General features: G+C 60.2%; 23 protein-coding genes and 2 pseudogenes. 17 read left to right on the top strand and 8 right to left on the bottom strand.

Annotated features, from left to right (window positions below):
- Positions 1-25: 25 nt before the first annotated feature.
- On the top strand, positions 26-772 hold the full coding sequence (locus NYQ88_RS04795; protein ID WP_275653815.1) for an SDR family oxidoreductase: 747 nt from the start codon (positions 26-28) through the stop codon (positions 770-772).
- Positions 773-806: 34 nt separating this feature from the next.
- On the opposite strand, the gene araD1 is transcribed toward NYQ88_RS04795, so the two are convergent.
- The 5 genes and pseudogenes from araD1 to NYQ88_RS04770 form a co-directional block, all read right to left on the bottom strand.
- Entirely contained in the window at positions 807-1,805 is a 999-nt protein-coding gene (gene araD1, locus NYQ88_RS04790; protein ID WP_275653814.1) for an AraD1 family protein, read from the bottom strand.
- 54 nt (positions 1,806-1,859) lie between these two features.
- Positions 1,860-2,852 (bottom strand): TRAP transporter substrate-binding protein, encoded by a 993-nt coding sequence (locus NYQ88_RS04785; RefSeq protein ID WP_275653813.1) that lies wholly within the window; start codon positions 2,850-2,852, stop codon positions 1,860-1,862.
- 22 nt (positions 2,853-2,874) lie between these two features.
- Positions 2,875-4,151: pseudogene (locus NYQ88_RS04780) on the bottom strand (TRAP transporter large permease subunit).
- Positions 4,151-4,759, bottom strand: coding sequence for a TRAP transporter small permease (locus tag NYQ88_RS04775; RefSeq protein WP_275653812.1), 609 nt, complete (start codon positions 4,757-4,759; stop codon positions 4,151-4,153). Before NYQ88_RS04775 ends, NYQ88_RS04780 begins: the two are co-directional and overlap by 1 nt.
- The gene (locus NYQ88_RS04770; RefSeq protein ID WP_275653811.1) at positions 4,759-5,049 is read right to left on the bottom strand and encodes a DUF1330 domain-containing protein; all 291 of its coding nucleotides are present in this window, start codon (positions 5,047-5,049) and stop codon (positions 4,759-4,761) included. The genes NYQ88_RS04775 and NYQ88_RS04770 overlap by 1 nt, the downstream gene beginning before the upstream one ends.
- A gap of 233 nt (positions 5,050-5,282) precedes the next feature.
- Here NYQ88_RS04770 and NYQ88_RS04765 point away from each other — a divergent pair, with 233 nt between their 5' ends.
- The 5 genes from NYQ88_RS04765 (at position 5,283) to NYQ88_RS04745 (ending at position 11,583) form a co-directional block, all read left to right on the top strand.
- Positions 5,283-6,092: an IclR family transcriptional regulator gene (locus tag NYQ88_RS04765; RefSeq protein WP_275653810.1), complete on the top strand. Its 810-nt coding sequence runs from the start codon at positions 5,283-5,285 to the stop codon at positions 6,090-6,092.
- A 491-nt stretch (positions 6,093-6,583) separates the two neighbouring features.
- Complete coding sequence (locus NYQ88_RS04760) at positions 6,584-7,609, top strand: TRAP transporter substrate-binding protein (protein ID WP_275653809.1); 1,026 nt, start codon at positions 6,584-6,586, stop codon at positions 7,607-7,609.
- 78 nt (positions 7,610-7,687) lie between these two features.
- The gene (locus NYQ88_RS04755) at positions 7,688-8,266 is read left to right on the top strand and encodes a TRAP transporter small permease (protein WP_275653808.1); all 579 of its coding nucleotides are present in this window, start codon (positions 7,688-7,690) and stop codon (positions 8,264-8,266) included.
- Position 8,267: 1 nt separating this feature from the next.
- Positions 8,268-9,581, top strand: coding sequence for a TRAP transporter large permease subunit (locus tag NYQ88_RS04750; RefSeq protein WP_275653807.1), 1,314 nt, complete (start codon positions 8,268-8,270; stop codon positions 9,579-9,581).
- Between the two features lie 646 nt (positions 9,582-10,227).
- On the top strand, positions 10,228-11,583 hold the full coding sequence (locus NYQ88_RS04745; RefSeq protein WP_275653806.1) for a site-specific integrase: 1,356 nt from the start codon (positions 10,228-10,230) through the stop codon (positions 11,581-11,583).
- Here the strand turns inward: NYQ88_RS04745 and NYQ88_RS04740 are convergent.
- A pseudogene (locus NYQ88_RS04740) lies at positions 11,580-12,349 on the bottom strand (IS5 family transposase). The gene NYQ88_RS04745 and the pseudogene NYQ88_RS04740 overlap by 4 nt on opposite strands.
- Positions 12,350-12,666: 317 nt before the next feature.
- Between NYQ88_RS04740 and NYQ88_RS04735 the strand changes: the two are divergent.
- Genes NYQ88_RS04735 through NYQ88_RS04715 form a run of 5 tightly spaced genes read left to right on the top strand, consistent with a single transcriptional unit; the run spans position 12,667 to position 18,023 of the window.
- On the top strand, positions 12,667-15,270 hold the full coding sequence (locus tag NYQ88_RS04735; protein ID WP_275653805.1) for an AAA family ATPase: 2,604 nt from the start codon (positions 12,667-12,669) through the stop codon (positions 15,268-15,270).
- 2 nt (positions 15,271-15,272) lie between these two features.
- Complete coding sequence (locus tag NYQ88_RS04730) at positions 15,273-16,382, top strand: DUF6361 family protein (RefSeq protein WP_275653804.1); 1,110 nt, start codon at positions 15,273-15,275, stop codon at positions 16,380-16,382.
- The gene (locus NYQ88_RS04725) at positions 16,379-16,819 is read left to right on the top strand and encodes a hypothetical protein (RefSeq protein ID WP_275653803.1); all 441 of its coding nucleotides are present in this window, start codon (positions 16,379-16,381) and stop codon (positions 16,817-16,819) included. The genes NYQ88_RS04730 and NYQ88_RS04725 overlap by 4 nt, the downstream gene beginning before the upstream one ends.
- A gap of 20 nt (positions 16,820-16,839) precedes the next feature.
- Positions 16,840-17,514 (top strand): hypothetical protein, encoded by a 675-nt coding sequence (locus NYQ88_RS04720; RefSeq protein ID WP_275653802.1) that lies wholly within the window; start codon positions 16,840-16,842, stop codon positions 17,512-17,514.
- Positions 17,515-17,555: 41 nt separating this feature from the next.
- Positions 17,556-18,023, top strand: coding sequence for a hypothetical protein (locus NYQ88_RS04715; protein ID WP_275653801.1), 468 nt, complete (start codon positions 17,556-17,558; stop codon positions 18,021-18,023).
- A 51-nt stretch (positions 18,024-18,074) separates the two neighbouring features.
- On the opposite strand, the gene NYQ88_RS04710 is transcribed toward NYQ88_RS04715, so the two are convergent.
- Positions 18,075-19,193: a hypothetical protein gene (locus tag NYQ88_RS04710; protein ID WP_275653800.1), complete on the bottom strand. Its 1,119-nt coding sequence runs from the start codon at positions 19,191-19,193 to the stop codon at positions 18,075-18,077.
- Between the two features lie 152 nt (positions 19,194-19,345).
- Here NYQ88_RS04710 and NYQ88_RS04705 point away from each other — a divergent pair, with 152 nt between their 5' ends.
- Genes NYQ88_RS04705 through NYQ88_RS04680 form a run of 6 tightly spaced genes read left to right on the top strand, consistent with a single transcriptional unit; the run spans position 19,346 to position 24,145 of the window.
- Positions 19,346-19,870: a hypothetical protein gene (locus NYQ88_RS04705; RefSeq protein WP_275653799.1), complete on the top strand. Its 525-nt coding sequence runs from the start codon at positions 19,346-19,348 to the stop codon at positions 19,868-19,870.
- Between the two features lie 10 nt (positions 19,871-19,880).
- The gene (locus NYQ88_RS04700) at positions 19,881-20,225 is read left to right on the top strand and encodes a hypothetical protein (RefSeq protein ID WP_275653798.1); all 345 of its coding nucleotides are present in this window, start codon (positions 19,881-19,883) and stop codon (positions 20,223-20,225) included.
- On the top strand, positions 20,225-21,817 hold the full coding sequence (locus tag NYQ88_RS04695) for a hypothetical protein (RefSeq protein ID WP_275653797.1): 1,593 nt from the start codon (positions 20,225-20,227) through the stop codon (positions 21,815-21,817). The genes NYQ88_RS04700 and NYQ88_RS04695 overlap by 1 nt, the downstream gene beginning before the upstream one ends.
- Positions 21,814-22,719, top strand: coding sequence for a hypothetical protein (locus NYQ88_RS04690; protein ID WP_275653796.1), 906 nt, complete (start codon positions 21,814-21,816; stop codon positions 22,717-22,719). The genes NYQ88_RS04695 and NYQ88_RS04690 overlap by 4 nt, the downstream gene beginning before the upstream one ends.
- Positions 22,719-23,384, top strand: coding sequence for an RNA polymerase sigma factor (locus NYQ88_RS04685; protein WP_345774612.1), 666 nt, complete (start codon positions 22,719-22,721; stop codon positions 23,382-23,384). The genes NYQ88_RS04690 and NYQ88_RS04685 overlap by 1 nt, the downstream gene beginning before the upstream one ends.
- The gene (locus NYQ88_RS04680) at positions 23,381-24,145 is read left to right on the top strand and encodes a hypothetical protein (RefSeq protein WP_275653795.1); all 765 of its coding nucleotides are present in this window, start codon (positions 23,381-23,383) and stop codon (positions 24,143-24,145) included. The genes NYQ88_RS04685 and NYQ88_RS04680 overlap by 4 nt, the downstream gene beginning before the upstream one ends.
- A gap of 12 nt (positions 24,146-24,157) precedes the next feature.
- Here NYQ88_RS04680 and NYQ88_RS04675 read toward each other — a convergent pair whose 3' ends face one another.
- Positions 24,158-25,087 carry a hypothetical protein gene (locus NYQ88_RS04675; RefSeq protein WP_275653794.1) on the bottom strand — a complete coding sequence of 310 codons (930 nt, stop codon included), beginning with the start codon at positions 25,085-25,087 and terminating at the stop codon, positions 24,158-24,160.

Here is a 25,087-nt window from a genome sequence, read left to right as displayed (position 1 = left end):
AGACCAATTACCGGGAGGGATTGAGGTGAGACCCATCTCCATCATCACTGGCGCGAGCCATGGCATTGGTGCGGCCACGGCAAAGCTCTTTGCGTCAGAGGGATACGATATCTGCATCAGCTATCTTTCGGACGACGCAGCCGCTGCAGAGGTAGTGGCCGCCTGTGAAGCCGAAGGCGCCCGCGCCATCGCCGTTCGCGGCAATGTCGGCAACCGGGCGGATGTGCTCGAACTCTTTGAACAATGCGATGCCCGGCTTGGGCGGGTCTCGTGCCTCATCAACAATGCGGGCATTATCGGCAAGGCCGGAAAGCTTGTCGATCTTGAGCCCGAAGCCCTGGAGCGCACCTTCGAGATCAACGTTTTCGGGCTTGTGTATTGTATCCAGGAAGCCACCAGGCGCATGTCGACCAAGCGGGGCGGCGCCGGTGGGGCGATCGTCAACATGTCTTCACTGGCAGCCTATCTCGGCAGTCCGAACGAATACATCCAGTACGCGGCGACCAAGGGCGCGGTGGAGTCCATAACCTATGGCTCGGGCAAGGAGCTGGCGCCTGAAGGCATCCGGGTGAACGCCATTCGCGTCGGCACCACCAATACGCGCATCCATTCCGAAGGCGGCAATCCCGAACGGCCAGCACGGATCGCGGCCATCACGCCAATGGGGCGCATTGCCGAACCGATCGACATTGCCCGCGCAGCGCTGTGGCTGGCGTCCCCCGGTTCGGGGTTTGTCACCGCCACGATCACGACGGTTTCAGGGGGGCTGTGAGCCCCCCTAGTCTCTTACATGTACGCGCGGGCGCTCAGAGTGACCTGATCGCGCCGGGCCCGACCTCGGTCTTGCTGGCGCGGGTCGAATTGATCAGCGGGCGCCCGAACAGCGGGATGTCGATCTCGAATGTATCGCCGACCTTCGCTTCAATGCCGTCGCCAAAGGACGCGACCGCCGTGCCCATGAAAATGGCGTGGACGTCGCCGGCGCGCAGCAGCTGATTGTATTTGAAGTGATGAAACTCGATGTTCTCGATCGAGTGGGACATGTTGGCTTCGCCTGTGGGGAAAGGTTTCTCCCAGATCGTTTCGCCATCGCGCAGGATACGCGCCGTACCCTCGATGCTCTCGGGCAGATCGCCAACAAAGAGCTCTGGGCCAAAAGCGCACTGGCGCAACTTGGCGTGGGCCAGATACAGGTAATTCTTCTTTTCCATCACATGGTCGGTGACTTCATTGCCGATGGCAAAGCCGACCCGATAGGGCCGATTGTCGTCACCGATAACGTAAAGGCCGACGATTTCCGGCTCTTCGCCCACATCATCGGCGAAATCGGGCACGTCGAGCGCGGCACCGGGCGAAACCACCATTGAGCCGTCGCCCTTGTAAAACCATTCCGGCTGCACGCCTTGGGTCCCACTGGCAGGCTTACCGCCCTCAAGCCCCCATTTGAACATGCGCATGGTGTCGTTCATGTCGGCCTCGTCCCCGGTGGAGGCCTTGTCATGCATTTTGGAGCGCGACGCTGCGCTGCCGATGTGGGTCAGCCCCGTTCCGGCAATCATCATATGGGCTGCGTCCGGATGATCAAGCGGCGGCAGGACTTTGCCCTGCGCAATCAACTGGTCATAGTCATGCGACGCGCCCAGACCACTTTGACGGACCTCTTCTGCGATCGGACGACCTGCGGCGATAGCTTTCAACGCCAGTTCACGGATGCTGGCAGCGCCATTGACCTGACGCACTGCGGTACCGTCGACAACCCCGATTGCGCGGGAGCCTTGGGGTTCGACAAACTGGATTAGTCGCATAATCTCACTCAATAGAAATGCCGGAACCAGCGTGCTGGCTCCGGCGGTTCGGATTTAGTTGGCCACTGCGTCCATTGCAGCACGGGCGCGCTCGATAAGGTCAGCGCCGATCTGGTCGGTGAACTGATCGACCACCGGGGCCACACGTTCGCGCAGCGCGTTCATGGCTTCCTCGGACGGCCGGGTGACCTCCATGCCCTCTTCTTCAAGCAGGCCAGTGAGGCGGTCGGCGTCATTTCGGGATAGATCCCGCTGGTATACCGCCGTTTCCTGGGCAGCTTCGAGGACCAGAGCCTGGTCTTCGGCGCTGAGAGCACCGAACCACTTCTTGCTCGCGAGCAAGACGAACGGGGTATAGACGTGACCGGTCAGGGCAAGATGGTCCTGAACCTCGTAGAAGCGGCTGGCGTGGATCAGCCCCACCGGGGTTTCCTGGGCCTCGACGGCGCCGCTTTCAAGAGCGTTGAAAAGCTCAGGGTAAGGAAGCGGAACGGGGTTGGTGCCCAGCGTTTCAAAGGTCGCCAGGAACAGCGGGTTGGGGATCACGCGGATCTTCAGACCATTGAGATCGTCGATGGTGTTGATCGGGCGAACCGCGTTGGTGATGTGGCGGAAGCCATTGTCCATATAGGCGAGCCCCACGATACCGAGCTCGGAATCGAGGCGGTCGAACAGCTCCTTGCCGACGTCGCCATCCATCACCGCGTCGACAGCGGCAAAGTCCTTATAAAAGAACGGCAGATCGAAGATCAGATAGCCCGGCACGGAACCGACAAGGTTCGACGTCGGTCCGACCATCACGTCGAGAAAGCCACCCTGGATGGACGACTGCAGCTGCGGCTCACTGCCCAGAACGCCGTTGCCGAAGGTTTCGATGGTGATACGACCACCGGTCTTTTCCTTGACCTTTTCAGCGAAGAAGACCGAGGCCTTGCCGACCGGGTGATCTTCGGTGGGGACGTAACCAAGGCGGGCAGTCTGCGCCATGGCAGGCAGTGACATGGCCAGGGCACCGGCCAGCGCTAGCAGGGGTAGAAGTTTCTTCATCTCATCTCTCCTCCATATGAGATCAGCTAAACCAGGACGCTGGAACGAGAACCAGATCCGGGAAAATGACGAGAAGCACCACGATCAGCACTTCCGCAAAAAGGAACGGCCAGACACCCTTGACGACGCTGCCATCGAGACCCTGCTGACCCCGCAGACGGTGTTGAGCACCGCCCCCACCGGTGGCGTGATCATGCCGACAGCCGCCGTCATCAAGAACACGACGCCGAAGTAGACCGGGTCGATACCAGCGGCTTTGACGACTGGCATGAAGACCGGCACGAGGATCGCGATGACCGGGGCGAAATCGAGCACCATGCCGATCACGAACACCATCAGAACGATCAGGGCCATGACAGCGGTCGGGTTATCGATGAACGGCTGCAGGATACCGATAAGCGTCCCCGGCAGGTTGGCGATGGCGATCATGAACGCGGTCACCATCGAAGCGGCGACGAGCAACATGATCACAGCGGTCATCCGACCGGCCGCCAGGATTGCCTCGTAGAGCTTTGCCAAAGTCAGTTCGCGGTAAACGACGACACTGACGAACAAGGCGTAGGCGGCCGCCACGACACCGGCTTCGGTGGGCGTGAAGACACCGAACCGCAGCCCGACAATGATGATGATGGGCAGGAACAAGGCCCACACGGCCGAACCGAGGCTCTTCAACACCACCGCAAACGGCTGACGGGGCAGAACCGCGGCGTTTTCCTTGCGCGCCAGAAGCCACCAGGTGACGGTCAGGCTCGCTGCCATCATCAGGCCGGGTACGATACCGGCGAGAAACAGGCTGACGATCGAGATATTGGCGGTCACCCCAAGGATGACGAAGCCGACCGATGGCGGAATGATCGGGGCGATAATCCCGGTCGCTGCCATGAGACCGCTGGCCCGCGGGATATCATAGCCGGCCTGACGCATCAGTGGGATGAGCATGACCGCAAGGGTTGCCGTATCGGCAATCGCGGAACCGGAGAGACTGGCAAAGATCAGACCCGTCCCGATGACCACGTAGCCGAGCCCGCCCCGCAGGTGACCAAAGAGCGCCAGGGCGAAATTGACGATGCGCCGCGACAGGCCACCAGCGTTCATCAATTCGCCGGCGATCAGAAAGAACGGGATCGCCATGAGCCGATAGCTATCGGCTCCGTCGATGAGCTTTTGCGCCAGGATCTGCGCATCCAGATTGCCGAACAGCAGCATCAAGGACACGCCCGACAGCATCAGTGCGAAGCTGATCGGAATGCCGATGCCAATGGCACCAAGGAGGGAGCCGAGAAATACCAGAATGGTCATCAGCGGCCGTCCTCACGCGTCGCCGCTGCGGGCAGTGGCACGCTCGGGGCCTGGCGCTCTCCTGCCCAGGTGGGCGGAAGCTCACCGCGCATGAAGCGATAGAGGTTGAAGAGAAGACAGACCGCCATGAAAAGAGCCGCGACGAGGCCGGAGGCGTAGACAAGGCCGACCGAAATACCCGACAGGGCTGCATGATTGTTCCAGTTGAGCGCGGTCTGCACCCAGCTGCCCTGCCAGAGCATCAGGCAGCACCAGTGCATCAGCCCATGGGCGACCAGGAAGCACACGACGCGGCCGGTCCGGGGCAGCTTGGCGACAAAGGAATCCACCGCCAGATGCGCGCCCTGCGCGAGCGCCGCGATCGAGCCGAGCATGATGATCCAGACAAAGATGATGCGGGAGAGTTCGACCGAAATCGGGATGCCGGAATTGAAGCCGTAGCGCAGCACCACATTGAGAAAGACCATGACGCTCATCACGGTCATGCCGATGACGACGAGGACGTCAAACAGCTTCATGACCATCCGAAGTGGTTTGGGCATCTGGCGGCTCATCGCTGGATCGATTTCGGCGATGGGCTCAGAGGCCTTGGTGCCGAAGGGGTGCATCAGACACCTTCCACGACTGCAAAATGCGCCTTGGAGTATTTCTTCCGGACCTCAAGGGCCTTTTGATATTCAGGGGAACTGTAGCAGGCCATCGCAGTGTCGAAGTCTGCGAACTCGATCACTGCCAGACGATTGGCAGCCGGGCCTTCCATGATTTCGCTTTTGCCCGCGCGGACGACGAATTTGGCGCCGTATTTATCGAAGGCCGCCTTGTTCAGGGCAATGTACTCTTTGTAGCCTTCCTGGTCGGCAATATCGACCATTGCGACCCAATAACCCTTCTTCGTCATGCTCAATCCTCCCAATGCAAGTGCCGGTCTCACTGCGCGCTCTACACATCACCACCCCCCAGGTGCGCCTCCGCGACCGTATGCCCGGATGGTTACAGCGGTTGGCGGTTGATATAGAGAATGCGTCGTCCTCCCCAGGACGCAGACAATAATTGCCTACAGTGTGGACACTCTGTCCACAAAATGACTGGCTGTAGGGTGGGGTGCTGTCAAGGTCCGCAACGGAGTTTCAAATGGCTGACAATATCGTTCTGGACGGAGATGCCGGTCGCGGCAGTAACCAGGTTCAGGGCGCTGCAGCGTTCTCGAAGTTCATGATGGTCCTGCAGACCATCGCGGACGCGCCGCGCGGCATTGACATCGCCCAACTGACCAAGGCCACCCCCTATCCGCGCGGGACGGTCTATCGTCTTGTGGCGGCGCTCGTCGCCGAAGGTCTCGTGGTGCAGAGGCGAGAAGACGGCACCTATCGGCTGGGGCCGCGCCTGATCCAGCTGGCGTCAAAGACCTGGGAAAATTCGGACCTTCGCACCGTGGCGCGCGACTTCCTCGAGTCCCTGCGCGATGCCACGGACGAGGTTGTGCACCTTGCCGTGCCGAGCTCGAACAGGATGGTCTACATCGACAAGATAGAGGGCTCGAACACGGTCCAGATGAAGACCAGCATCGGGGGGCAGGTTGAGGTTCACTCGACCTCGGTGGGCAAGGCATGGCTCTCCGGGCTCACCCCGGATCGCCTCGACCAGGTTCTATCCGAGCTGACGCTCAAGCGACATACGGAGCACACGTTCACCGATCCAGCAACGCTGCGCGAAGAGCTCATGAAGTCCCGCAAGCGGGGCTATGCCGAGGACAACGAGGAGAATGAGCCACACATCCGCTGCGTCGGCAGCCCCATTTACAACAGGTCCGGCGAGCCCGTCGGCGCCATCAGCATCAGTGTTCCTGTGTACCGGCTCGATCCACAACGCCACGCCCATATCGCCGGCCTCCTCGTCCAGGCTGCCGAGCAGATCAGCAGGCAATTTTCGACAATCGTCTGATCCAATGAGAAAAAGTCCAGCCACAACTGCAGAGTTCTGCCGGGTATGCGGATGACGATCACGTCATGCAGCGGCCTTGTGCGACTGTGCTGCGGCATGGTGGCGGCGGTTTACTCTGGAGCCGCATTCCAATTGTTGCTCCAACGTCTCAAATGGGGTCTGCAGCCATCGGCGGGCTGAACCGTTCCGCCGCTCAGCATTACCCCAAGACGTCACCATCTGACGATCACTTAGCCAGCAATAACAATTGCTCGTCGCGCGTCCGCTCAAGCCCGGTTATTTTCAAAATCGGGCACGTCCCAGTTCTCGCCCGAATTTCCCGCCGGGCATCTTCCCGTCATCAATCATTCCATAGAAAACTTGGACCAGCCGAGGCAATTAAGCGTTGCCTGCGGCTTCCATACATGCACACCTTAGAGGGGTGCGGGGGGCGGATGCACTCCTGAGCACAAACAACAATTGGCTTTGCATCATCCCTGGGGAGAGAGAATATGATTGGTTTGGGCACGATCTCAAGAATTGCCATGCTGGCCGGGTCATTGATGGCCATGTCAGCAGCTGCCATGGCCGCTGACTACAACTGGACCTTCCAGACATCGGAAACGGCTGGAGAGCCCGGTTTCGTAAACAAGACCAAATGGGCCAAGAATGTCGGCGTCCTTTCTGGCGGCCGGATCGAGATCGAAATCCTGCCCATCGGCGCAGTCGTGCCGCACACCGACACGCTTGAAGCCGTCGGCACCGGCATCCTGCAAGGTCACCTGACGGATCCGAGCTATTTTTCTGGCCGCGATCCGGCCTTCGCCATGATGGGCAACCTTGTCGGGGCCTGGAGCGATCCCTTCGAGCTGCTCGGCTTCATGCAGTCCGGTGGCGGCCATGAGCTCTACGCCGAACTGGTCGAGCCCTATGGCGTGCACTTCATTGGCGCCGCCGCCACCGAGCCAGAGGCGCTGGTTGCCGGCGTTCCCATCCGCACTGTCGAGGATCTGGAAGGGGTCAAGCTGCGCGCTCCCGAAGGCATGGTGTTCGAGATTTTCTCCAAGGCCGGCGCCGCACCTGTCGCCCTGCCAGGCTCGGAAATTTTCTCGGCGCTCGACAAGGGCGTCGTCGACGCTGCGGACAATACCGTCTTTGCCACCAATCAGGCCCTGGGCATGAACGATGTGGCGCCCTACCCGCTCTATCCCGGCTTCCACTCGCTGCCGCTGATCGACATTTCTATCAATAAGGAAATCTGGGACGGGCTGCCCGAAGACCTGCAGGCGATCCTCGATGCTTCGGTGGATCAGTTCATCTTCGATCACGTCTATTCGGTGCGCATGCTCGATGCTGCAGCTGTGGCTGAAGCCCGCGCCAATCCCAAGATCGAGATCATCAACTGGTCCGGCGATGAGCGCGCCAAATTCCGTCGTATCGCTCAGGAGGAGTGGCAGAACTGGGCCGGCCGCAGCGAAATGACCCAGCGCTATTACGAGGCCGTCACTGCCTATCTCGAAGGGCGCAATCTGCTTTAGCAGGCAACTGCCTTCTCAACGCGAACACTCCGGCGGGTCACCCGCCGGACACTTTATTGCGCAAGAGGAAAGTGCCCAATGTCCGAGGACCCCGAACTGGTCGCCCAGACCCTGGACGACGATAATGAAATCAGAAGCGGCCTCGACCGCATTGTCGCCGGATCAACGAAGTTTTTTGCCTGGGCGATCTTCCTGGCATTCGCCGTTTCGGTGATCGAGGTCGTTGCGCGCTACGTCTTCGGCCGTCCCACATTTTGGGCGCACGAGACCACCACCTTCCTGATTGCCGCCATCTTCCTGATTGGCGGCCCCATCGCCTTGGCACGCGACAAGCACATCCGGGTGCGCATATTTTACGACAGCGTCTCGCCCCAGAAGCGCCGCTGGTTCGATATCATCAATTCCATCCTGGCCCTGGCCTTCTTCGGCGGCCTCTCCTACGCGGCCTGGATTATGTCGTCCAAGGCCACTTTCACCCCTAGCGGCGAATTCCGGCTCGAGGGAACAGGCACGGCCTGGAACCCGCCTACGCCGGCTCTTCTGAAAATTCTGGTGCTGATCTGCTGCGGCGTCATGTTCGTCCAGACAGTGCTCCATCTCGTTGAGGCCATCAGGCGCAAGCCGGCCGCAACCGTCGACGCGTCCGGGGAGCAGTGAAGTGGGTCTGAACGCACTTGGTATTGAACTCGGCTCCTATGTCCTTGTCGGGGGCATTTTCCTTCTTCTGCTGACCGGCCTGCCCCTTGCCTGGGTCACCGGCCTCGTCGCGCTGATTTTCACCTTTGGCTGGTTCGGTGGTTCTGCCCTGCCTCTGGTGACTTCGCGCATTTTCGGTTTCATCACCGAATATTCGCTGGTCGCCATTCCCATGTTTATTCTCATGGCGGCGCTGCTCGACCGCTCCGGCATTGCGCGCGATCTCTTCAAGGGCATGCGCATCCTCGCCGGACGCCTGCCGGGCGGTGTCGCTGTACAAACACTTATTGTCGCCATTCTGATGGCCGCGATGTCGGGCGTCATCGGCGGTGAAATCGTGCTGCTGGGCATTCTCGCTCTGCCGCAGATGCTGCGATTGGGCTACGACCGAAACCTCTCCATCGGCGTTGTCGTCGCTGGTGGCTCGCTCGGCACCATGATGCCGCCCTCGATCGTGCTGATCATCTATGGCCTAGTCGCCAGCGTCTCCATCGCCGATCTCTTCGTCGCCGCAGTCACGCCCGCGCTGCTGCTGCTGGCGTTTTACGTCGCCTACGTCCTGTTCATCTGTCTGCGCAATCCGGCCATGGGCCCGCCGATGTCAGAGGAGGAACTCGCCGAGGAATCCCTGGGCAGCGCCCTTCGCTCAATGGCCGCGCCGCTTTTCATCGTTCTCGTGGTGCTGGGCTCGATCTATGGGGGCATTGCCTCCATCACCGAGGCCGCGGCCCTTGGTGTATCCGCAGTCCTGTTGATCTCGCTATTGCGGCGGGAGCTCAACGTGAAGATGTTGCAGGCCAGCCTGGTCCACACGCTTGAAACCTGCGGCATGATCATCTGGATCGGCATCGCCGCGGCCGTGCTGGTCGGCGTCTACAATCTGATGGGCGGCAATCGGTTCGTATCGAGCGCCATTCTGGCCATTGATGCGCCGCCAGTTGTCATCATCATGGTGATGATGCTGATCCTGCTGGTGCTGGGAATGTTCCTCGACTGGATCGGCATCGCCCTGCTGACCCTCCCGATCTTTGTGCCCATCGTGATCCAGCTTGGCTATGACCCGATCTGGTTCGGCATCCTGTTTGCGGTCAACATGCAGGTCTCCTATCTCACCCCGCCCTTTGGCCCCGCGGCCTTCTACCTCAAAAGCGTGGCGCCCAAGGACATAACGCTCAAGCACATCTATACGGCGCTGCTGCCCTTCATCGCGCTGCAACTGACGGTGCTGGCCATCATCCTCTTCTTTCCGCCCATCGCGACCTGGGCCGTGAGGTGAGCCCTGCCCTGGCCGAGACTGCAGAAAGCAACCTCAAGCGTTCACCCCGATCACGGTCCCCCAGGATATTCCCGGGGGACGCATGGCAAAATGATGGGAAACCATCCTCTCGGCTCTGGATGGCCGTAAAAGCGAGGCCAACGCTGGAATTGCACGCGATGACGACGCCCAAAGCCGCTCGATCGAATTCAAGCTCGGTCTGCCGGATTCATCGCGGAGCACCGCTCCAGCCAAGAAGCTCCTTGCGCGGGGTGCATGCCCGGTAAGGCGCACTCGCGCCGCCATCTCTCATTTCGCATGCGAAGGGTCGCCAAAGCACGGCCCCGTTGGCGTGGCCAAGTGTGAACGGCCGCGAAACAGGAGGCATATGAACAGCTCATGCCCGTCTCGAAGTCTTTGAAATGGCGGAGAGAAAAATGGCGCACCCGACACGATTCGAACGTGTGGCCTCTGCCTTCGGAGCAATTTGTCCTGGCTATCCGAAATGCACGCTAGGACACGCTATGATACTACACTGCCTTGAAATCCATGGACAATTCGGTTTCTCCCGCCGAAATCTGTATCCGGAACTTCGCTCCGACTTTCATTCGCCTGCTTCCGTGGTGCTTCCGTGGAGGCAACCGGCTCTCCAAGGAGGAAACGCGTAATGGCCAAGCTGACGAAGCGCGTCGTGGACGCAGCCGCGGTCCGTGAGAAGGACTACTTCATCTGGGACGACGAGCTGCCAGGCTTCGGCCTTCGCGTTTTCGCGTCCGGAAAACGCAGCTACCTTATCCAATATCGAGCCGCAGGTCGAACCCGTCGCTACACGATCGGCTTCCATGGCATCTGGACGGCGGAGACGGCGCGGCAAGAGGCGAAGGTGCAGCTCGGCCGCGTTGCGCAGGGTGACAACCCTTCGGAGGAACGCCTGCTCGATCATCAGGCAGTCACTGTCAAAGAGCTGTGCGCGATGTATCTCAAAGATCTCGAAGCCGGTCTCATCCTCGGGAAAGGTGGTCGACCGAAGAAGGCAACCACCATTATCACCGACACCGGCCGGATTCATCGACACATCATCCCGCTCATCGGCAGCCGTCGGGTTAAGGACCTGGCGAAAGCCGACATTGCCAAGGTTTTGAAGGACATCATGGCTGGCAAGACGGCGGTGTCGGTGAAGACGAAGAAGCTACGCGGCAAGGCCGTTGTAACAGGCGGCGCCGGCACGGCTACACGAACGATTGGACTTCTTGGTGGCATCTTCACCTATGCAATGGAAGCCGGGATCATTACCACCAATCCGGCACACGGTGTCCGCAAGCCCAAGGACAATGTGCGCGATCGTCGTCTCACCGAAGCCGAGTACCGAATGCTGGGCGAGATTCTTCGCGAAGCGGCTGCGACCTCGAAATTTGAAATGACGGTCGAAATCATTCGCCAGATCGCGCTTACTGGCTGCCGCCGCAGCGAGATAATCGGTCTCATGTGGACCGAAGCAGACACCGACGCGAGTTGCATGCGTCTCGTGGACAGCAAGGAAGGTGCCTCGGTTCGTCCCATCGGGCTTGCTGTGGTCGAGTATCTGGAAGAACGCCGCAAGACCGCGACGGGTACGTATGTCTTTCCCGGCCAGGGAGAGGACAACGCCTTCGGCGGCTTCCCCAACCATTGGAGACAAATTTTCAGAGACTCCCCGCTGTCTGATGTGACGCCGCATGTCCTGCGCCATAGCTTCGCGAGCATCGCCAATGATCTTGGTTTCACCGAAGGCACGATCGCCGCGCTGGTCGGCCACTCCAAGGGCACGGTCACGAGCAAGTACATTCACACGCTCGACACGGCCCTCATCATGGCCGCTGACACGATCGCCGGTTATATCCAAGGGCTGCTCGACGGGGTCAAGTTCAGGCAGACCGCCTATGCGCTTGATCGAGATTCTCGGAAGGCCGCGCTCGCGCAATTCCTCAGTAAGGCTGCTGAGGAAGATGCGCTGAAAGTAGGAGAGCAGCAGCTTGCCGCCTAGGTGACCGACTCATAACTTCGCAACCAGATACGGATTGAAGCGAGTTGGACTGATGCCAGGAAATTGTCGTCTCGCTTGTCGTATCGGGTTGCGATTGCCCTGAAGTGTTTGAGTTTGTTGAAGTAACGTTCGACAGCGTTGCGCTGGCGATAGACCCAGTGGCTGAATGGGAAGGTTTGCACGCGGTTGGGCATGGCGCGGATATTGGCCCATGCACCGCGCTCGGCCATGGTGCTGCGCAGGGCATCACTGTCGTAGGCTCGGTCTGCGAGCAGGATATTTCCAGCGGACAGGGTGGCAAACATGTCCGCTGCTGATCGCCCATCATGGGCCTGGCCTTCGGTCAGTTTGAGCTGGATCGGCCGCCCCTGGGCATCGACCAGCGCATGGATCTTGGTGGTCAGGCCGCCGCGCGAACGACCCATGCAACGGGATCGCTCGTCTTTTTTTGACCGTTGGCGGCGTGCTGGTGAACCCGGATCGAGGACGAGTCGATCATCTGCACGTCGCCATTGTAAGCGGCTGATACAGCGTCAAGAATGCGCGCCCAGTGGCCGGCCCTGCGCCACCGGTTGAAGCGGTTCACGCAGGTCGTGTGCGGGCCATACCGCGTCGGGATGTCGGCCCAGGGCGCGCCCGTGCGAAGCCGCCAGAAGATGCCGTTCAGAACACGCCGGTCATCGGCGCGCGGAACGCCGCGCACCTTCGTCGGAAGCAGCGGCTGGATCACAGACCACTCAAAATCCGTAAGATCAAAACGCGCCATCATCACCTCCTGTCCACCAAAGGGAAGGAATCACAACAGCAGCACTTTGGGAATCCCGTTAATGGGTATGTGACCTAGCCTGCTGACGGAGGACATGCGGCTTTGGCGAGACATCGCCATCGTGTTCGGCGCAAGCCGTAAGAACGCCTCCATGTTCCGAACATCTTTAGATCCGGCCACGCACGTGATGGATTGGTTGGTTCCTTTCGTGGAGCTTGCGCAGCATTTTGGCGTCGTCGCGACCCCGCCGCGCTAACTGATACGTCCATATCTGTCGCATTGCTCTTCTATCTCTCTCTGGACCGATGGAGAGCCGCATGAGCCACGAACAATATCTGACCCTCGACCTGGTCGCCCGTCTGGCGGGGCGCTTCGGCCCGACAAGCCGCGTTGCGAAGGAACTGCCCGGCTGGCTCGAATATCTGACCGAGGTCGACTGCCCTGAACGCCCCCGCTCACGCCCCGGTGCGATCTGGTGGACGAAGATCCGCCAGATCAGCCGCAATCTGGTGCCGAAGGCCGGTGGCGGTGATGGAGAAATCCTGAACCGAAACTGCGCCGCACTGGGCGCACATTTCGGCCTGTCGCAGGTTGATGTCGGAATTCTGACCTTCGCCGCGCACTACAAGGTGTTCGACGGATTTGAGCATGTCGTCGATGGCGCGCTGGACACGAAGGAGGTTACCCTCCCGCTTCTGCTGTCTTGGTTCTGCGGGGCGGTGGAGCCCGAAATCCGGGCGGCACTGCGGCCATCGGGGAGACTCGTTGCGTCGGGGCTGGTGCAGCGCAATCGTGGTGGGCGCTACAATCGCATGCCATTCGATCTGTCGGAAAGGCTGCTGACGGCGCTCATGGCGGATGTGAGCGGTGTTGGCGACCTGATCGGCATCATGTTCCCGACTGCGCAACCTCCGCAAGCAGAATGGCAGGATTTCGAGGGGCTGGGGCATCAAGCCGAAATCATGCGCGACCTGACCGTCCGGGCTCTGGCCAGCCGGGCTCGGGGTGTGAACATCCTGCTCTATGGTCCGCCCGGCACAGGCAAGACCGAATTCGCCAAGGTGCTGGCCAGCCAGATCGGTGCCGAGCTTCGTGCCGTGGGGGAAGCCGATGATGAAGGTGGTGAACCCTCCCGCCGAGAACGTTTGGCCGAGATGGGCATGGCCTGCCGGATGCTGGGCGAGCGGTCTGACACGATCCTGCTTTTCGATGAGATGGAGGATCTGTTCGGGGGCGCCAACCCCTTCTACGGCAATGACCGCCCATCCAAAGTCCATGCCAACCGGATGCTGGAGACCAACCCGATCCCTGTGATCTGGACCACGAACTCGGTGGAAGCCTGCGATCCAGCCTTCCTGCGCAGGATGAGCTATTCCGCGCTGATGCGTCCACCTTCCGGACGAGTGCGGGCGCGGATCTGGCAGCGGCTGGAAACCCGCCACGCGGTCGGTATCCCCATGGCCAGCCTGCCGGACCTCGCCGAGCGACATGATCAGGCACCTGCGCTGGTCTCGGATGCGATGCGCGTCGCCCGGCTTTGCTATGGCGGCGATCAGATGGTCACACGGGTGCTCGATGCGGCGACACGGCTGGCAAGGGGCGGTGCCGACCCGGCACCGCGCCACCATTCCGAGGCGCCGTGGAGCCCCGAACTCGCCAATGCCGATCTCGACCTGCGCCTGATCGAGACGCGGCTGGCGGCACCCGACGCACCGCGGCGGGTCAGCTTCTGTCTCGACGGTCCGGCCGGCACCGGCAAAAGTGCCTGGGCGCGGCAACTGGCCCGCACTATCGGCATGCCGGTGATCGAAAAGCGCGCATCAGATCTGATCTCGAAATGGCTGGGTGAGAGCGAGCAGAATATCGCGCGCGCCTTTGCCGATGCCCGTGCAGATGGTGCAATGTTGATCTTCGACGAGGCGGACGACCGCATCGACGATATGGCCGTTGTACTTGGCTCTGCCGCGCTGATCCACACGCCCAGTTTTGCGGCCCCCGAGGCCGCGCGGCGCTTCATCGAAGACCGCCGCCCGGATTTTGAGGCCAATGCCAAAAATCTCCTTTATGTCGCGCTGACCCGTGCCCGTGACCGGCTGGTGCTGGAATGGCCGGGTTTTCTCAAGGATCGCGAGGAAGACGCGCTCGAGGCAAAAAACCTGTTCCACGTTCTTGAGGACAGTTGCGCCCCGCAGATCGCGGCCGGCTGCCTGCGGATCGGTGGCGTGGATTGCCCTGCGGTCATCACGCATCTGCCGGACCAGGCGGGCTTTACCGAATATGCGAATGGGGCCACCACTGTGGCTTCCCGCTTCGGTCCGGCGACGGCTTTGCCCGCAGCCCCCCTAACGCCCTGGCGACTGCAACCGTCACAAACCCGCAGTGCGGGTGCTGCGCCGGAAACCCGCAGTATAGACATTGGTGCGCCATGGCCCAAGACGCTTAACGACGCCACACGCGGCACGGCACTCCATCTGGCCTTGCGTACCTGCCTGACCAGGCCTGAACTCATCCCGGCACTGGCCGCTGCCACCGGGCTCGAGGAAACCACGATCACGCTGGTTTCCGAGCGCGCCGAGACGTTGAGAAACTGGCTGGCGGCCGAGGGGTATACCGACCTGCGTGCCGAAATCCCGGTCCTTGGGTTCTCGCCGGAAGGGGCCGAAATTCCTGGCACCATCGACCTTCTGGCCGTTGGATCAGAGGGGTGCCTACTTATCGACCACAAATCTGGTGGGGAGGGCCAGGGCTTCGGTTCCTACTGGCCACAGCTGTCAAGCTATGCGGCACTGGTGACAAAGCTGTTCCCGCACCACCCGCTGAAAGGGGTGGCGGTGTTCTGGGTCGACCACGGGCGGCTAGAGCAGGCCGGGCCCCAGTCTGCCGACGGATCGCCGGACGCTGCCCTTATAGCAAGAAGGTGACAATGTCCGAATTGGGATGGGTGTCTTTCGGCAGTGCCGAAGCCGAAGCCGTAAACGCCTTGATCGGCGCATTGACCGACAGCGAGGCCCGGGACGAGTTGGGGATCGGCGCCATTCGGGATGGTTTTTCGGACCTGCTGTTTCCGGGCACCAGCACGGTGCAAACCCGGCTGCGCTATTTTCTGATGATCCCGCAGGTTTTTCAAGATCTCGATCTGCGTTCGCGCGACCATCAGACGGCGCTGCGGGCAGCTGAGGCCGGGCTGATTGCCCGGCTTCTCGCGCTACCCGACGGAACAGACAGGGATCAGCTGATCGGGATCGATGCAGGCGCAAAGCTGAAGCGGATGCCCAGTGCTGTCTATTGGAGCGGGCTTGGGATCTGGGGTATCCGGCAGGATGCTCGCTGGCGCATCGGTGAAGTGCTCGAGCGGATGGCGAGGGGTGAAACATGTTGGGCCGATCCGCCCCGCATCCCGCAAGACGATATGCGTGGCTTCAATCTGAAGCAGGACGAAGCAGACTGGATCGTTGATCGCTGCGTCTCTTTGCGCGAAGGCCGGACCCTGCTGGGCAATCTGATGTCCAGAGCCCGCGATGTGGCCCATATCAACGAACTGTCCGAGGTAGCCCAGCTCGACCTGCCCAATGACCTCAAATACCAGCTTAATCACGCTCTTGCCTTCGCCGATACCATGTTTGGCGCGGCGCTGCTTTACAACCTCATGCTGGCTGAACTGTTTGCCCCCGACAATGTCGACCACTGGCAGCGGCAGTTGTCGGACTGGCAGGCAAGCGAAGTCGAGTCGGCAAAGGACGCGCGGAGCCTGATCGTTCCGCTGCTGGATGCAGGGAGCGATGTTGGTTTTTCCCCAAACGCCCGGACCATGGATTTTATTGATGCCTGGTTGCGTGTCATGCACGCGCCGACAGGCAAAGAGGCCCGCGACCTGATCATTGCTCGCGAAAAGTGGACCAAGCCCGGCCGCGCTCGGTTGCAGATCAATGGCGACTATCGTTGGAGCGGCAGCTCAGGCGCAGGACAACTGACCTTCCGTTGGGGACGGGTTCACCGCTACCTGCAGGACATTGCAGAGGCCACACCAGCATGAAGGGCGAAAGAACCCTTGCGCCTTCGCAGCGCGTCGATTTCGGTGAGGCCCTGGTGCCGCCCGAAGGCTATCGGCTGGAGGCAGCCCTCGGCACGACCTTTTCCATGGACATTGCTACGGCCTTAACCGTGCCCGTTGCCATGGCCCTGCGTGGTGGGGTCGAGCGTGATGAGTTGCTGGAAAATCCGCTTGCCGCACTGGCGGCAATACGACGCTTGCAGGACCGGGTCAGGATTTTTGTCGAGGCAGGCAATATCCGAGCCGTCTGGTTTCAGACAGAGTTCGGGAACATTGGCAGCGTGATATTCGATAGCGCGAGCGATAGCATCTGCTTGCCATTCAGCTTCGCTGGCCGCGCTGGGCGGGACGAACAAGATTGTTACGGCAAGGATCAAATGGGGGCGCATACCGATCTCCTTTGGTGCTCCCTCATTTGACGACCCTCGCGGCGATAACTTTGGCCGAAATAAAAGTGGGTGCGAACCAAGGTCGCGCGAAAAGCATTCGTCAAATGACCAGAAATCCTCAATTCAGGAGATGCGCCATGTTTCGCCGGACAATTGCCGCCACAGCCATGTTGACCATGCTTTCCGCCCTGCCGGCGATGGCGCAGGAAGTAACCGACTATCTCGGCGTGCCGGGCCCCATTACCGTGGGCGACACAGACTATGTGCTGTCTTGGTCGTCCAATCCCAGTGAGGGATATTTCAAGCAAGAATATCTGCCAGAGGGCGCTGTGCCCGAAAGCTATGAAAGCATGGTCATGGTCGAGTTCCTCGCCTCCGACATGCCCCTGACCGATGTTATTTCGGCGCAGATGCAGATGATCAACGCGCGTAAGGACACCGATCCGGTCGCCAACGCGGCCTTACTCCAAAATGACGAGACAGGTGAGTTTGTGCTCGATTTCCTGCTGTCTGCCAAGGATGAGAATGGTGAATTCATCCTGGAGTGGAACGGCTATCGCTACGCCGAAGCCGAGTTCGACGGCCAGCGTGGTTCAATACTGTTTGCTATCAGCGAACGGGCCTATGGTAATGAGGCTTCGGAAGCTTTTTTGGGCAATCTGCGCGAATTCAAGGCTCAGCGTACCCTTGACCTGACCAAAGCAGACTTGCCTGAGCTGGACTGAGGCCATCTGGGCGTTCACAAAAAATTCCAGAGGAGCACACAATGCTTTCACCCCGTAACGGCCTTGTCGCCAGCATCGCAATCCTGCTTGCCGCCACCGCTCCGGCACTGGCAAACTGGGAGGGAACAGAATGGGGCATGTCGCCCACAGCGGCACTGGCTGCGCTAGAGGGCGCTACCAGCCACATCCCTACCGAAGCCGAACAATACGACTATGACGGGAGCAGATATTCCCCATTGGTCAAGCAATCCCGATCCATCGAGGGCGTGGCAGGGGAAGTTACACTCTTGTTCGACGCCGATGACAGCCTGAAATTCGTGGTCTTCAACCCGGACGACACGGCCCAATGCGATGCGCTTGGAGACGCGCTTTTGGAGCGATACGGGTCGGCCGAGCCGACTGGCTTCGGCACGACCGAAATCTACAACTGGGAAGATAATGGCGACATTGTCCGGTTTACCAACTCACCTGATGCAGGCTTTTGTAACCTGAATTACTCGGCATCCTGAAGCCGTATCCCGGATCGGGCGTGATACTCGATCCGGGTCTGTCTCTAGGCCTCAGCTTTGGCCGATCTGCAACACGCCGGGCTGACCGCGCATATAGGTCTCGACCACGGCACGATAGGCCGGATTCTGCGCCGCATTGTCCTCATTGAGATAGACGCTGACGGTGGCAGCGCAGAGGCCGCCTTCGCCTTCTGCTGTATGAGCGGTGATCTCGCCTTGCGCGGCATCGCCGGCAAGGTCCACCCATCGGGCCGCGATGCTGTCTGCGGCCTGTTGGGCGATTTCACAGTCGGGATAGGCCAGGGCAATCCCGACACCCTGACTTTCGTGCTGCACATCGACAACAATGCCGCCAAGATAGGGCGGGATGCCGGAGCCGAGCGCGGCCATCTGCTCTTCAATCTTCTTTTTGGTTTCATCCATGTCTGCCGAAGGCGACAAGAACGCGCTGGGATCCAGCCCGGTCATGCCGAACAGCGGGGAAATGACGACGGCCTGCACCAGCTGGCTGTCGCCGACCGACTGTTCAAGGCCCGAAAGCGCCGTATGCATGATCGGGTTTTCGCCAAGGCGTGGCTGTTGAGAGGCAGCGATCATTGCTGCCTGCGGCGTTTGCGCCTGCACGACATTGGTGCCGCTGGCAGCGGCGAACTGTGCAGCGCCGATATTCGTCCGCCATGGATCGGACGGGTCTCGTTTTGACGGGTCCATCCGCTGAGGCTCGCCATTGCCGATTACGCCCGGCGCGCCGGCGCTTTCAAAGCCCACGGTTTCCAGCGCCGCTATCAGATCAGCCGCAGCCGTCTCATCACTAAGTCCCCAGAAGCTGTGAACATTGGGCGGGCGGCCATATCCGGCAAAATATTGCACTCGATCGATTGTCGTCCCGGCCTTCGATTCCCATTCCGCTGCCTCGCTGCTGGCGAGGGACTGAAGGGCAAGCATGTCTGCCCCCGTCAGCACACGGGAAAATGGCCGTACTTCGGCATCGTCACCTGCAAGACCAGCGGCAACCTTCACGTCGACGAAATAGGCGAGGTCGCCATATTCCTGCATCAGCACGGTGGCGGGCAGATGATCCAGGCTGTCGCGCAGGGCATCGAGGTTTTGGGCAAGCGCGGCACCTGACGTGCTGAGCAGCAGGCTGGCGGCGATGATGGCATGGCGCATGGACGTCTCCTTATTCAAGTTCATTGATCTGACGTCTCGTAGGATTTCGACCTTGGTCAGCTGCCGCTATTTTCTTTCCACAAATGTCATCCCGTGACCAAGGTTTGCCTGGCGCCGCACGTCCTATCAGCACAAACGAAAGGATCAGGATCATGAAACGACTGCTGCTTTCTCTGCTTATAGCCACGGCGATGGTTTCTGCCGCGCCCGCGCAGGACGTCCACAGCCTCGACACCCTGAGCAATAACGAGATCGAGGCGCAGGCCACCGACCTGCATCCGGCCGCCTTGTACCTGCTGGCCTCGCGGCTGCTCGCAGAAGGCAAGGGCCAGGATGCCGCCAATTGGATGTATGCTGGCCAGTTGCGCTGGCGCTTCATGATCACCGCAGAGAACGATGCGGCCAGCAATGAAAATGTCCTGTTCAGTGCGTTGAGCGAGCAGGTCGGCCGCCCGGTCAATGAATATATTGCCGGCGACGTCGACGAATGGCTTGCAGCGATGAACTGGGCGCTGGAATGGGATGCGGCCAATGACAACAACATCACCTCCAAAACAGAGCATGCCGACGCTCTCGAAAGCGTCAGGTCCGGCCTTGAAAGCCTGATTGCCAATGTCGAGGACAATCGCGAAACCATCCCAAAAGAACGTGAGGCCAATGGCCTCGAAAACCGCTGAGGATGTGAACATGCATTCCCTCCTCAGGCTCCTTATTCCAGCTCTCCTTGCCGTAACAGCGCTGCCGGTTCAGGCCGCCGATCCGGCTCGCAGCGAACGCCTGCGTGTCGGCACAACCAATATTTTCTGCGTCGTGGCCCCATGCCCATGGCGCGGTATCGCTAAGGCCGACTCCGCCCGATTGGGCCCGGTTGATCTGATCTGGTCTGCCCAACATCTCCCCCGCCTCGACGCCCTCCCTGAGGATGTCGTCAGGATCAGCGAGAGCTGGAACGCCAATAATTGCCTTGAAGTCGAGGGCGCTCTGAACGGCTCGACCCTGATCGTGGACCGCATCATCGGAGAATGCGCCTGATGCGTCGGCTCGGCCTTATCCTCGCGGCAAGTACGCTGCCGCTGAGCTATGCTGCGGCCGATGATGCGACCGCGTTTTCGGAGGCTTTCAGCAAGGCAGCTTCAGGCGCTACGCTGGCCGAGGCTTATATGACGGCGTGCGACGCACATGACCTGGACAGTACGCAGTCGCGGCGCGACGCTTTTGCCGGGTGGGCGCATCGGGTTGATCTGGCTGGCTATAAGCGGCTGCTGGCTGGCGCGGCGGAGCCGCTGCCGGGTGTGGTCGCGGATCTGGAGCAACATGCTGAAACCGTAGGCGAGGAGGTGGATAAAGATGTTCGCGAAGACCGCTCGACCTGCACGGATTTCAAGGATGAACTGGGTGCAGAGATTTTCGATATCGAACGCCCGATTAGCTACCTCCTGCGCAATGCAGACGATTTCGGCATCACCTTGGCCGAAATTCCGGTCGAGCCAGTCAGCGACGAGATCCAAGTCGTCCCCTTGGCTTCGCTCTCGGCACAACTCGCTGAAAAAATGGATGAGATCGGCTCAAAGGCCGGTGCCGTCACAGATCGTGATCTGCGTGCGGCGCGCGAAAAGCACGCCGAGAAATGGCTGTCGCAACGTCTGGTCTTTGCCATTTATGGTCGCGTCACCGACGACGACACGCTGCGCGAATGGCGCGGCGACCAGCAATCGTCATTTCACGCGACTTGCCGGTCTTTCGCTGATGACGACAACGAAGCCCAGATGGCCCACGCCATTGGTGAAGAAAGGATCATTGTCGGGGATGTCCGCTGGCTCAATGACAACCGCGAGGGCGGCGTCATCAGTCTTAACGACTGCCGCGTCTTTACTCATGATCCCGATGAGACCGAACTGGCCAGTCTATCTGATGACAGCGCCGGGCTGATGCTGCGCCCACCCGAATATGAGGAAGCCTTTGCCGGTCCGGGCCAAGGTATCGCCATGAGCGACATCGACCGCGTGCTGTACGCGGCGGAGTTCAACAACCGCATCGATGGCTTCGGCAATGGTTACACTGATCGCGATGAGGACATTTATGTCCTGCTGCGCGATGGCACGGCCTATCGTCACGAGTGGAACTTTGCCTTCACCGATCTCGACGTCGATCTATCCCGCCAGCGGGAGCCTGATCACTGGTTCTCCTGGCGCGAAAGCTGGGGAAATGTGACCCTTACCCAGACCGGGGGACTCGATGCGGGCGACGAGATCGACCTCTCAAATGCCAGCCGACTGATGCCGGTGCCACAGGGTCAGCGACTCGATGGCGCCTATTACTATCTTAATGTCGGAATGGGCGGACGCCGCCGCGACCGCGACTACACCTTCTCGTCAGACGGTCAGTTGGTGCATACGCGCGGCGGCTTCGTGGCAGGCAATTTCGGCACCTCCTACATCATTGTCACCGGCGATAGCGACGTGGCCAGCTCGCGCTATGCCTTTGACGGCTACACGCTGCTGATTGATGGCCCGGACGGTGAGGAGCGGCGCTTTGTTGCGCTGATCGAAGGACAGGATTCCAACCAGCCGGAGGAGATCATTATCAACGGTCAGGTCCATTGGCTGCGAAAGGATGACCAATGAGGCACATGATCACCGCCGCGCTCGCCCTCGCTGTTCTCGCAGGCGGCTCATACTGGTTCACATCCTGGGCGACCAATACATGTCAACCGCTCGACCGCCTCTGGGGAGCATCGGGCTGTGTCGACACGCTCGAAGTCGCCAATTTCTCCCCTTTGTTTCGCGACACGATGAGCCCAGTTGGAGCCGACGGACAGGCGAGCCTGATCGGATGGCAGCTGGAGCAAAATGAAGGTTGGAGCGGCCCTGTGCTCGTCCGGATCGATCTCGACAGCCGACGCGAAATCGAACGTTTCCCGCTGCCCATGGCACAGGAGTTCGACCATGCGGTCTTCTCCGCAGATGGTCAGAGAGCGCTTTTGAGCTGCACGACCAAACGGGACTGTGCCGAGGGCGGCTCGGCAGCAGCGATCATCTCTACCGTCGACGGCACACAACTCGGCCTTGTGGATGAGTGGGAGGCGTTTCCAAGAATCTTTCCCGGTGATCCGAGGCCCGATGTCACCTTCACGCCGTTTGCAATGGTGGCGTCTCAGGGGCGCACCGTGATCGAGCAAGACGACGCGCAAAACCTTGTACTGATTGAACCCGATGACGGCCGTGTCGTGACACTGGCGACAAGAGAAGAACGAAGCGATGTTTTCGCACCGCGTCTTGTGATCTCTCCGGACCAGTCGCGCGTGGCGCTCATGTCCAGCTTTCCGGGACGAAAAGTGGTCGGCGACGGCTTCAGGATTTGGGATGGCCTGACCGGCGCAGAAATCGCTTCGGTGACAGCTTCGCTCGATTACGCAATTTCGTCCAACGCCGCCTGGTCATGGGATAATGCGGCCATTTTCAACATTCGGAAGAGCAATGGGAATGTCCTGATCGATAAATTCGTAATCAGTCCGCAGGTGCAATAATGCTGCTTGCCGCCGCCAAATATCTCGCACCGCACAACAAAATCTCATTTTTGCCACAACCATTTCGCTTTTCAGGCATTCTGGCTCTGGGTGAATGGGGAGACTTTGGCAGGGTGAGACTTGTTGACGGGGACCATTCCGAACCATCCAATACGACCGAACGCCTTATTGGACGGGTCAAAGCGGGCGACGCGCGCGCTTTCGAGCGGCTAATTTCGGAGCATTATCGCTTCATCTACAAGACTGCGTTCCGCTGGCTCGGTCACAAGAGCGATGCGGAAGATGTCACCCAGTCAGTCTGCATGCGTCTAGCCGATGCCATCACCCGATTTGACGGGCGCTCGAAATTTACCAGTTGGCTCTACAGCATAACGCTCAACGCCGTTCGTGATCTGCAACGCAGCCACACGAGGCAAGGCAAGCATATCCATGCCGTGGCGATGGTGGCGCAAGATGAGACCGCCCCGGATCAGGAAGACCAACTGCGCGTCAATGATATCTGGCGTATAGTGCGTCAATTGCCGGAAAAGCAGCGCGACGCCGTGCTGCTCGTCTTTGGCGAGCAACTTTCTCAGGCGGAAGCCGCCGTGATCATGGGCTGCAAGGAAGTGACCGTATCCTGGCATATCCATAATGCGCGCAAGTCGTTGAAGGACTTGCTATGACCCAGGACCGAGACCCCTTCGAGCTGCTACCTCGCTTCGTGGACCCGGAGCCTGATCCGGCGATCATGAACGCAACCATCGCGCAGAGCCGCGAGGCCTTTGCCAATCGCAAAGACCGGACCGAACGTGCAGGTCCGGCATCATTTCTCGACTGGGCAAGACAATCCAGAAACTGGCTGGCGCCGGTGGGCGCCGTGGCCCTCGCCGCTGCTGTGGTCGTCGCAATTGTCCCTGGCCTTGGCCCTTCGGTCGGCACGGCAGACCGGGAGCTTGTCGCTGACCGGCCAATCGCCCAGCCGCCAATGTCGGACGAGGCGCCGACATTTTCACGCGGGGATGAACAACTGGCCGAAACGCCGCCCGACAACAATGCAGGCAGCCGCATGGGCATGACACTGCCTCAGGGCGGCGAGCAGCCGATCAGTGAAGCTTTGCCTCAGGTCGTCTCAAGCTATCAAGGCGACCATATCCTTCTGGAATTGCGGCTCGACGCCGAGGCGCTGGAGATTTATCTGCCGGACATTTCCGGCGATAGGATGCTTGACGCCCAGAACGTCATGCCCGGCGAACAGATTGAAATTCTGGCCGCCACTCAATTGGAAGGCGAACTGATCGCTATTCACTTCAGGGTGGGAGATGTTCGGTTCTGGCGGATTTATGCCCAGACGGACGGCGTATATGGTCGCGATCCGGAGCTTTCTACTCTGGTGTCCGATGCCGCAGACAGAGCTGAGGTTGAGCGACGCCTCGACGCAAAGTGAACCCACTGCGCCTCAGCGCAGTGGACCATCATGGTCGCCCTTGAGCCCGTCGATCAGTCGATGCGGTACGGTCAAATCCCACCAGAGGGAGTCCGTGTCGTCCGCCATATCCGGCATGGGCTTGAGTAGGCCCGCCGAGGCAAACACCAGATGAGGAATGGGCAGGCGAAGGCTGAACCAGCCGCGCTCGAAACGTGCCGTCAGATACATGCGCGGATGCCGAGCTGCCAAAGCCAGCATGGCGCGACGAAAATTCGGCGTCAGCAATTCCTGCACTGGCGCACCGCCGTCAACATGTGTGTCGAACACCGCATCGAACGCAGGGTCAATCGCTTGCCGCCGGCCGGTTTCTCCTGAGAATTGCCGTACAACATCGTCGATCTTGCCCATGAAGCCAGATTGGGGGAGCAGCTCGACACTGCCTGCAAAGGAATGCGGCACTTCTATTTCCACCCGCATGAGGTGCACGACTTCCCGCGGTTGATTATTGCGCCGCCGGCGCCAGATCGTCGCCTCGTTCAGACGGTAGCCGATGTCGCGATAACGGCCATGGCTCTGCCATGCGGTGAAGCGTGCACCCTCATTGTCGAATATTTCGCCGATCCGGGTTTCGATCTCCACCGCATCCCAGCCACTGGCAAAGCTGCTTTGCCCCCAAGGCCCGCCGATGGCCGGAGCGACAGCCGCAATGGCCTGATCGCGCCAAAGCCGGTTGGAGACCTGCCAGATTGAGCCGGCTGCAATGGCGGCAACAAAACTGAAAAGAATACTGCCACCCGACAGGATCGATCCAAGGATTGTCAGTGCCGCTCCGGCACTCAGATTGAGGCTGGCTGTAAGAGCTGCCAGCCGCATGGGTTCGGTATGGCGCAACAATTCTTCGATTTCGGCGCGCTTGAGGCCGCTGGCCAAAGCGTCGCTCTCAGCTTGCGGTGAGTTCAT

It is taken from the genome of Devosia sp. SD17-2 (genome assembly GCF_029201565.1).
Taxonomy (GTDB): domain Bacteria; phylum Pseudomonadota; class Alphaproteobacteria; order Rhizobiales; family Devosiaceae; genus Devosia.
This window is presented reverse-complemented; position numbering and strand designations above follow the sequence as displayed.

Bases quoted from the DNA above. Each gene is read 5' to 3' on its own strand.
- araD1 (WP_275653814.1), bottom strand. From the start codon at position 1,805: ATGCGACTAATCCAGTTTGTCGAACCCCAAGGCTCCCGCGCAATCGGG.
- NYQ88_RS04785 (WP_275653813.1), bottom strand. From the start codon at position 2,852: ATGAAGAAACTTCTACCCCTGCTAGCGCTGGCCGGTGCCCTGGCCATG.
- NYQ88_RS04775 (WP_275653812.1), bottom strand. From the start codon at position 4,759: ATGCACCCCTTCGGCACCAAGGCCTCTGAGCCCATCGCCGAAATCGAT.
- NYQ88_RS04770 (WP_275653811.1), bottom strand. From the start codon at position 5,049: ATGACGAAGAAGGGTTATTGGGTCGCAATGGTCGATATTGCCGACCAG.
- NYQ88_RS04765 (WP_275653810.1), top strand. From the start codon at position 5,283: ATGGCTGACAATATCGTTCTGGACGGAGATGCCGGTCGCGGCAGTAAC.
- NYQ88_RS04760 (WP_275653809.1), top strand. From the start codon at position 6,584: ATGATTGGTTTGGGCACGATCTCAAGAATTGCCATGCTGGCCGGGTCA.
- NYQ88_RS04755 (WP_275653808.1), top strand. From the start codon at position 7,688: ATGTCCGAGGACCCCGAACTGGTCGCCCAGACCCTGGACGACGATAAT.
- NYQ88_RS04745 (WP_275653806.1), top strand. From the start codon at position 10,228: ATGGCCAAGCTGACGAAGCGCGTCGTGGACGCAGCCGCGGTCCGTGAG.
- NYQ88_RS04735 (WP_275653805.1), top strand. From the start codon at position 12,667: ATGAGCCACGAACAATATCTGACCCTCGACCTGGTCGCCCGTCTGGCG.
- NYQ88_RS04730 (WP_275653804.1), top strand. From the start codon at position 15,273: ATGTCCGAATTGGGATGGGTGTCTTTCGGCAGTGCCGAAGCCGAAGCC.
- NYQ88_RS04725 (WP_275653803.1), top strand. From the start codon at position 16,379: ATGAAGGGCGAAAGAACCCTTGCGCCTTCGCAGCGCGTCGATTTCGGT.
- NYQ88_RS04715 (WP_275653801.1), top strand. From the start codon at position 17,556: ATGCTTTCACCCCGTAACGGCCTTGTCGCCAGCATCGCAATCCTGCTT.
- NYQ88_RS04710 (WP_275653800.1), bottom strand. From the start codon at position 19,193: ATGCGCCATGCCATCATCGCCGCCAGCCTGCTGCTCAGCACGTCAGGT.
- NYQ88_RS04705 (WP_275653799.1), top strand. From the start codon at position 19,346: ATGAAACGACTGCTGCTTTCTCTGCTTATAGCCACGGCGATGGTTTCT.
- NYQ88_RS04700 (WP_275653798.1), top strand. From the start codon at position 19,881: ATGCATTCCCTCCTCAGGCTCCTTATTCCAGCTCTCCTTGCCGTAACA.
- NYQ88_RS04695 (WP_275653797.1), top strand. From the start codon at position 20,225: ATGCGTCGGCTCGGCCTTATCCTCGCGGCAAGTACGCTGCCGCTGAGC.
- NYQ88_RS04690 (WP_275653796.1), top strand. From the start codon at position 21,814: ATGAGGCACATGATCACCGCCGCGCTCGCCCTCGCTGTTCTCGCAGGC.
- NYQ88_RS04685 (WP_345774612.1), top strand. From the start codon at position 22,719: ATGCTGCTTGCCGCCGCCAAATATCTCGCACCGCACAACAAAATCTCA.
- NYQ88_RS04680 (WP_275653795.1), top strand. From the start codon at position 23,381: ATGACCCAGGACCGAGACCCCTTCGAGCTGCTACCTCGCTTCGTGGAC.
- NYQ88_RS04675 (WP_275653794.1), bottom strand. From the start codon at position 25,087: ATGAACTCACCGCAAGCTGAGAGCGACGCTTTGGCCAGCGGCCTCAAG.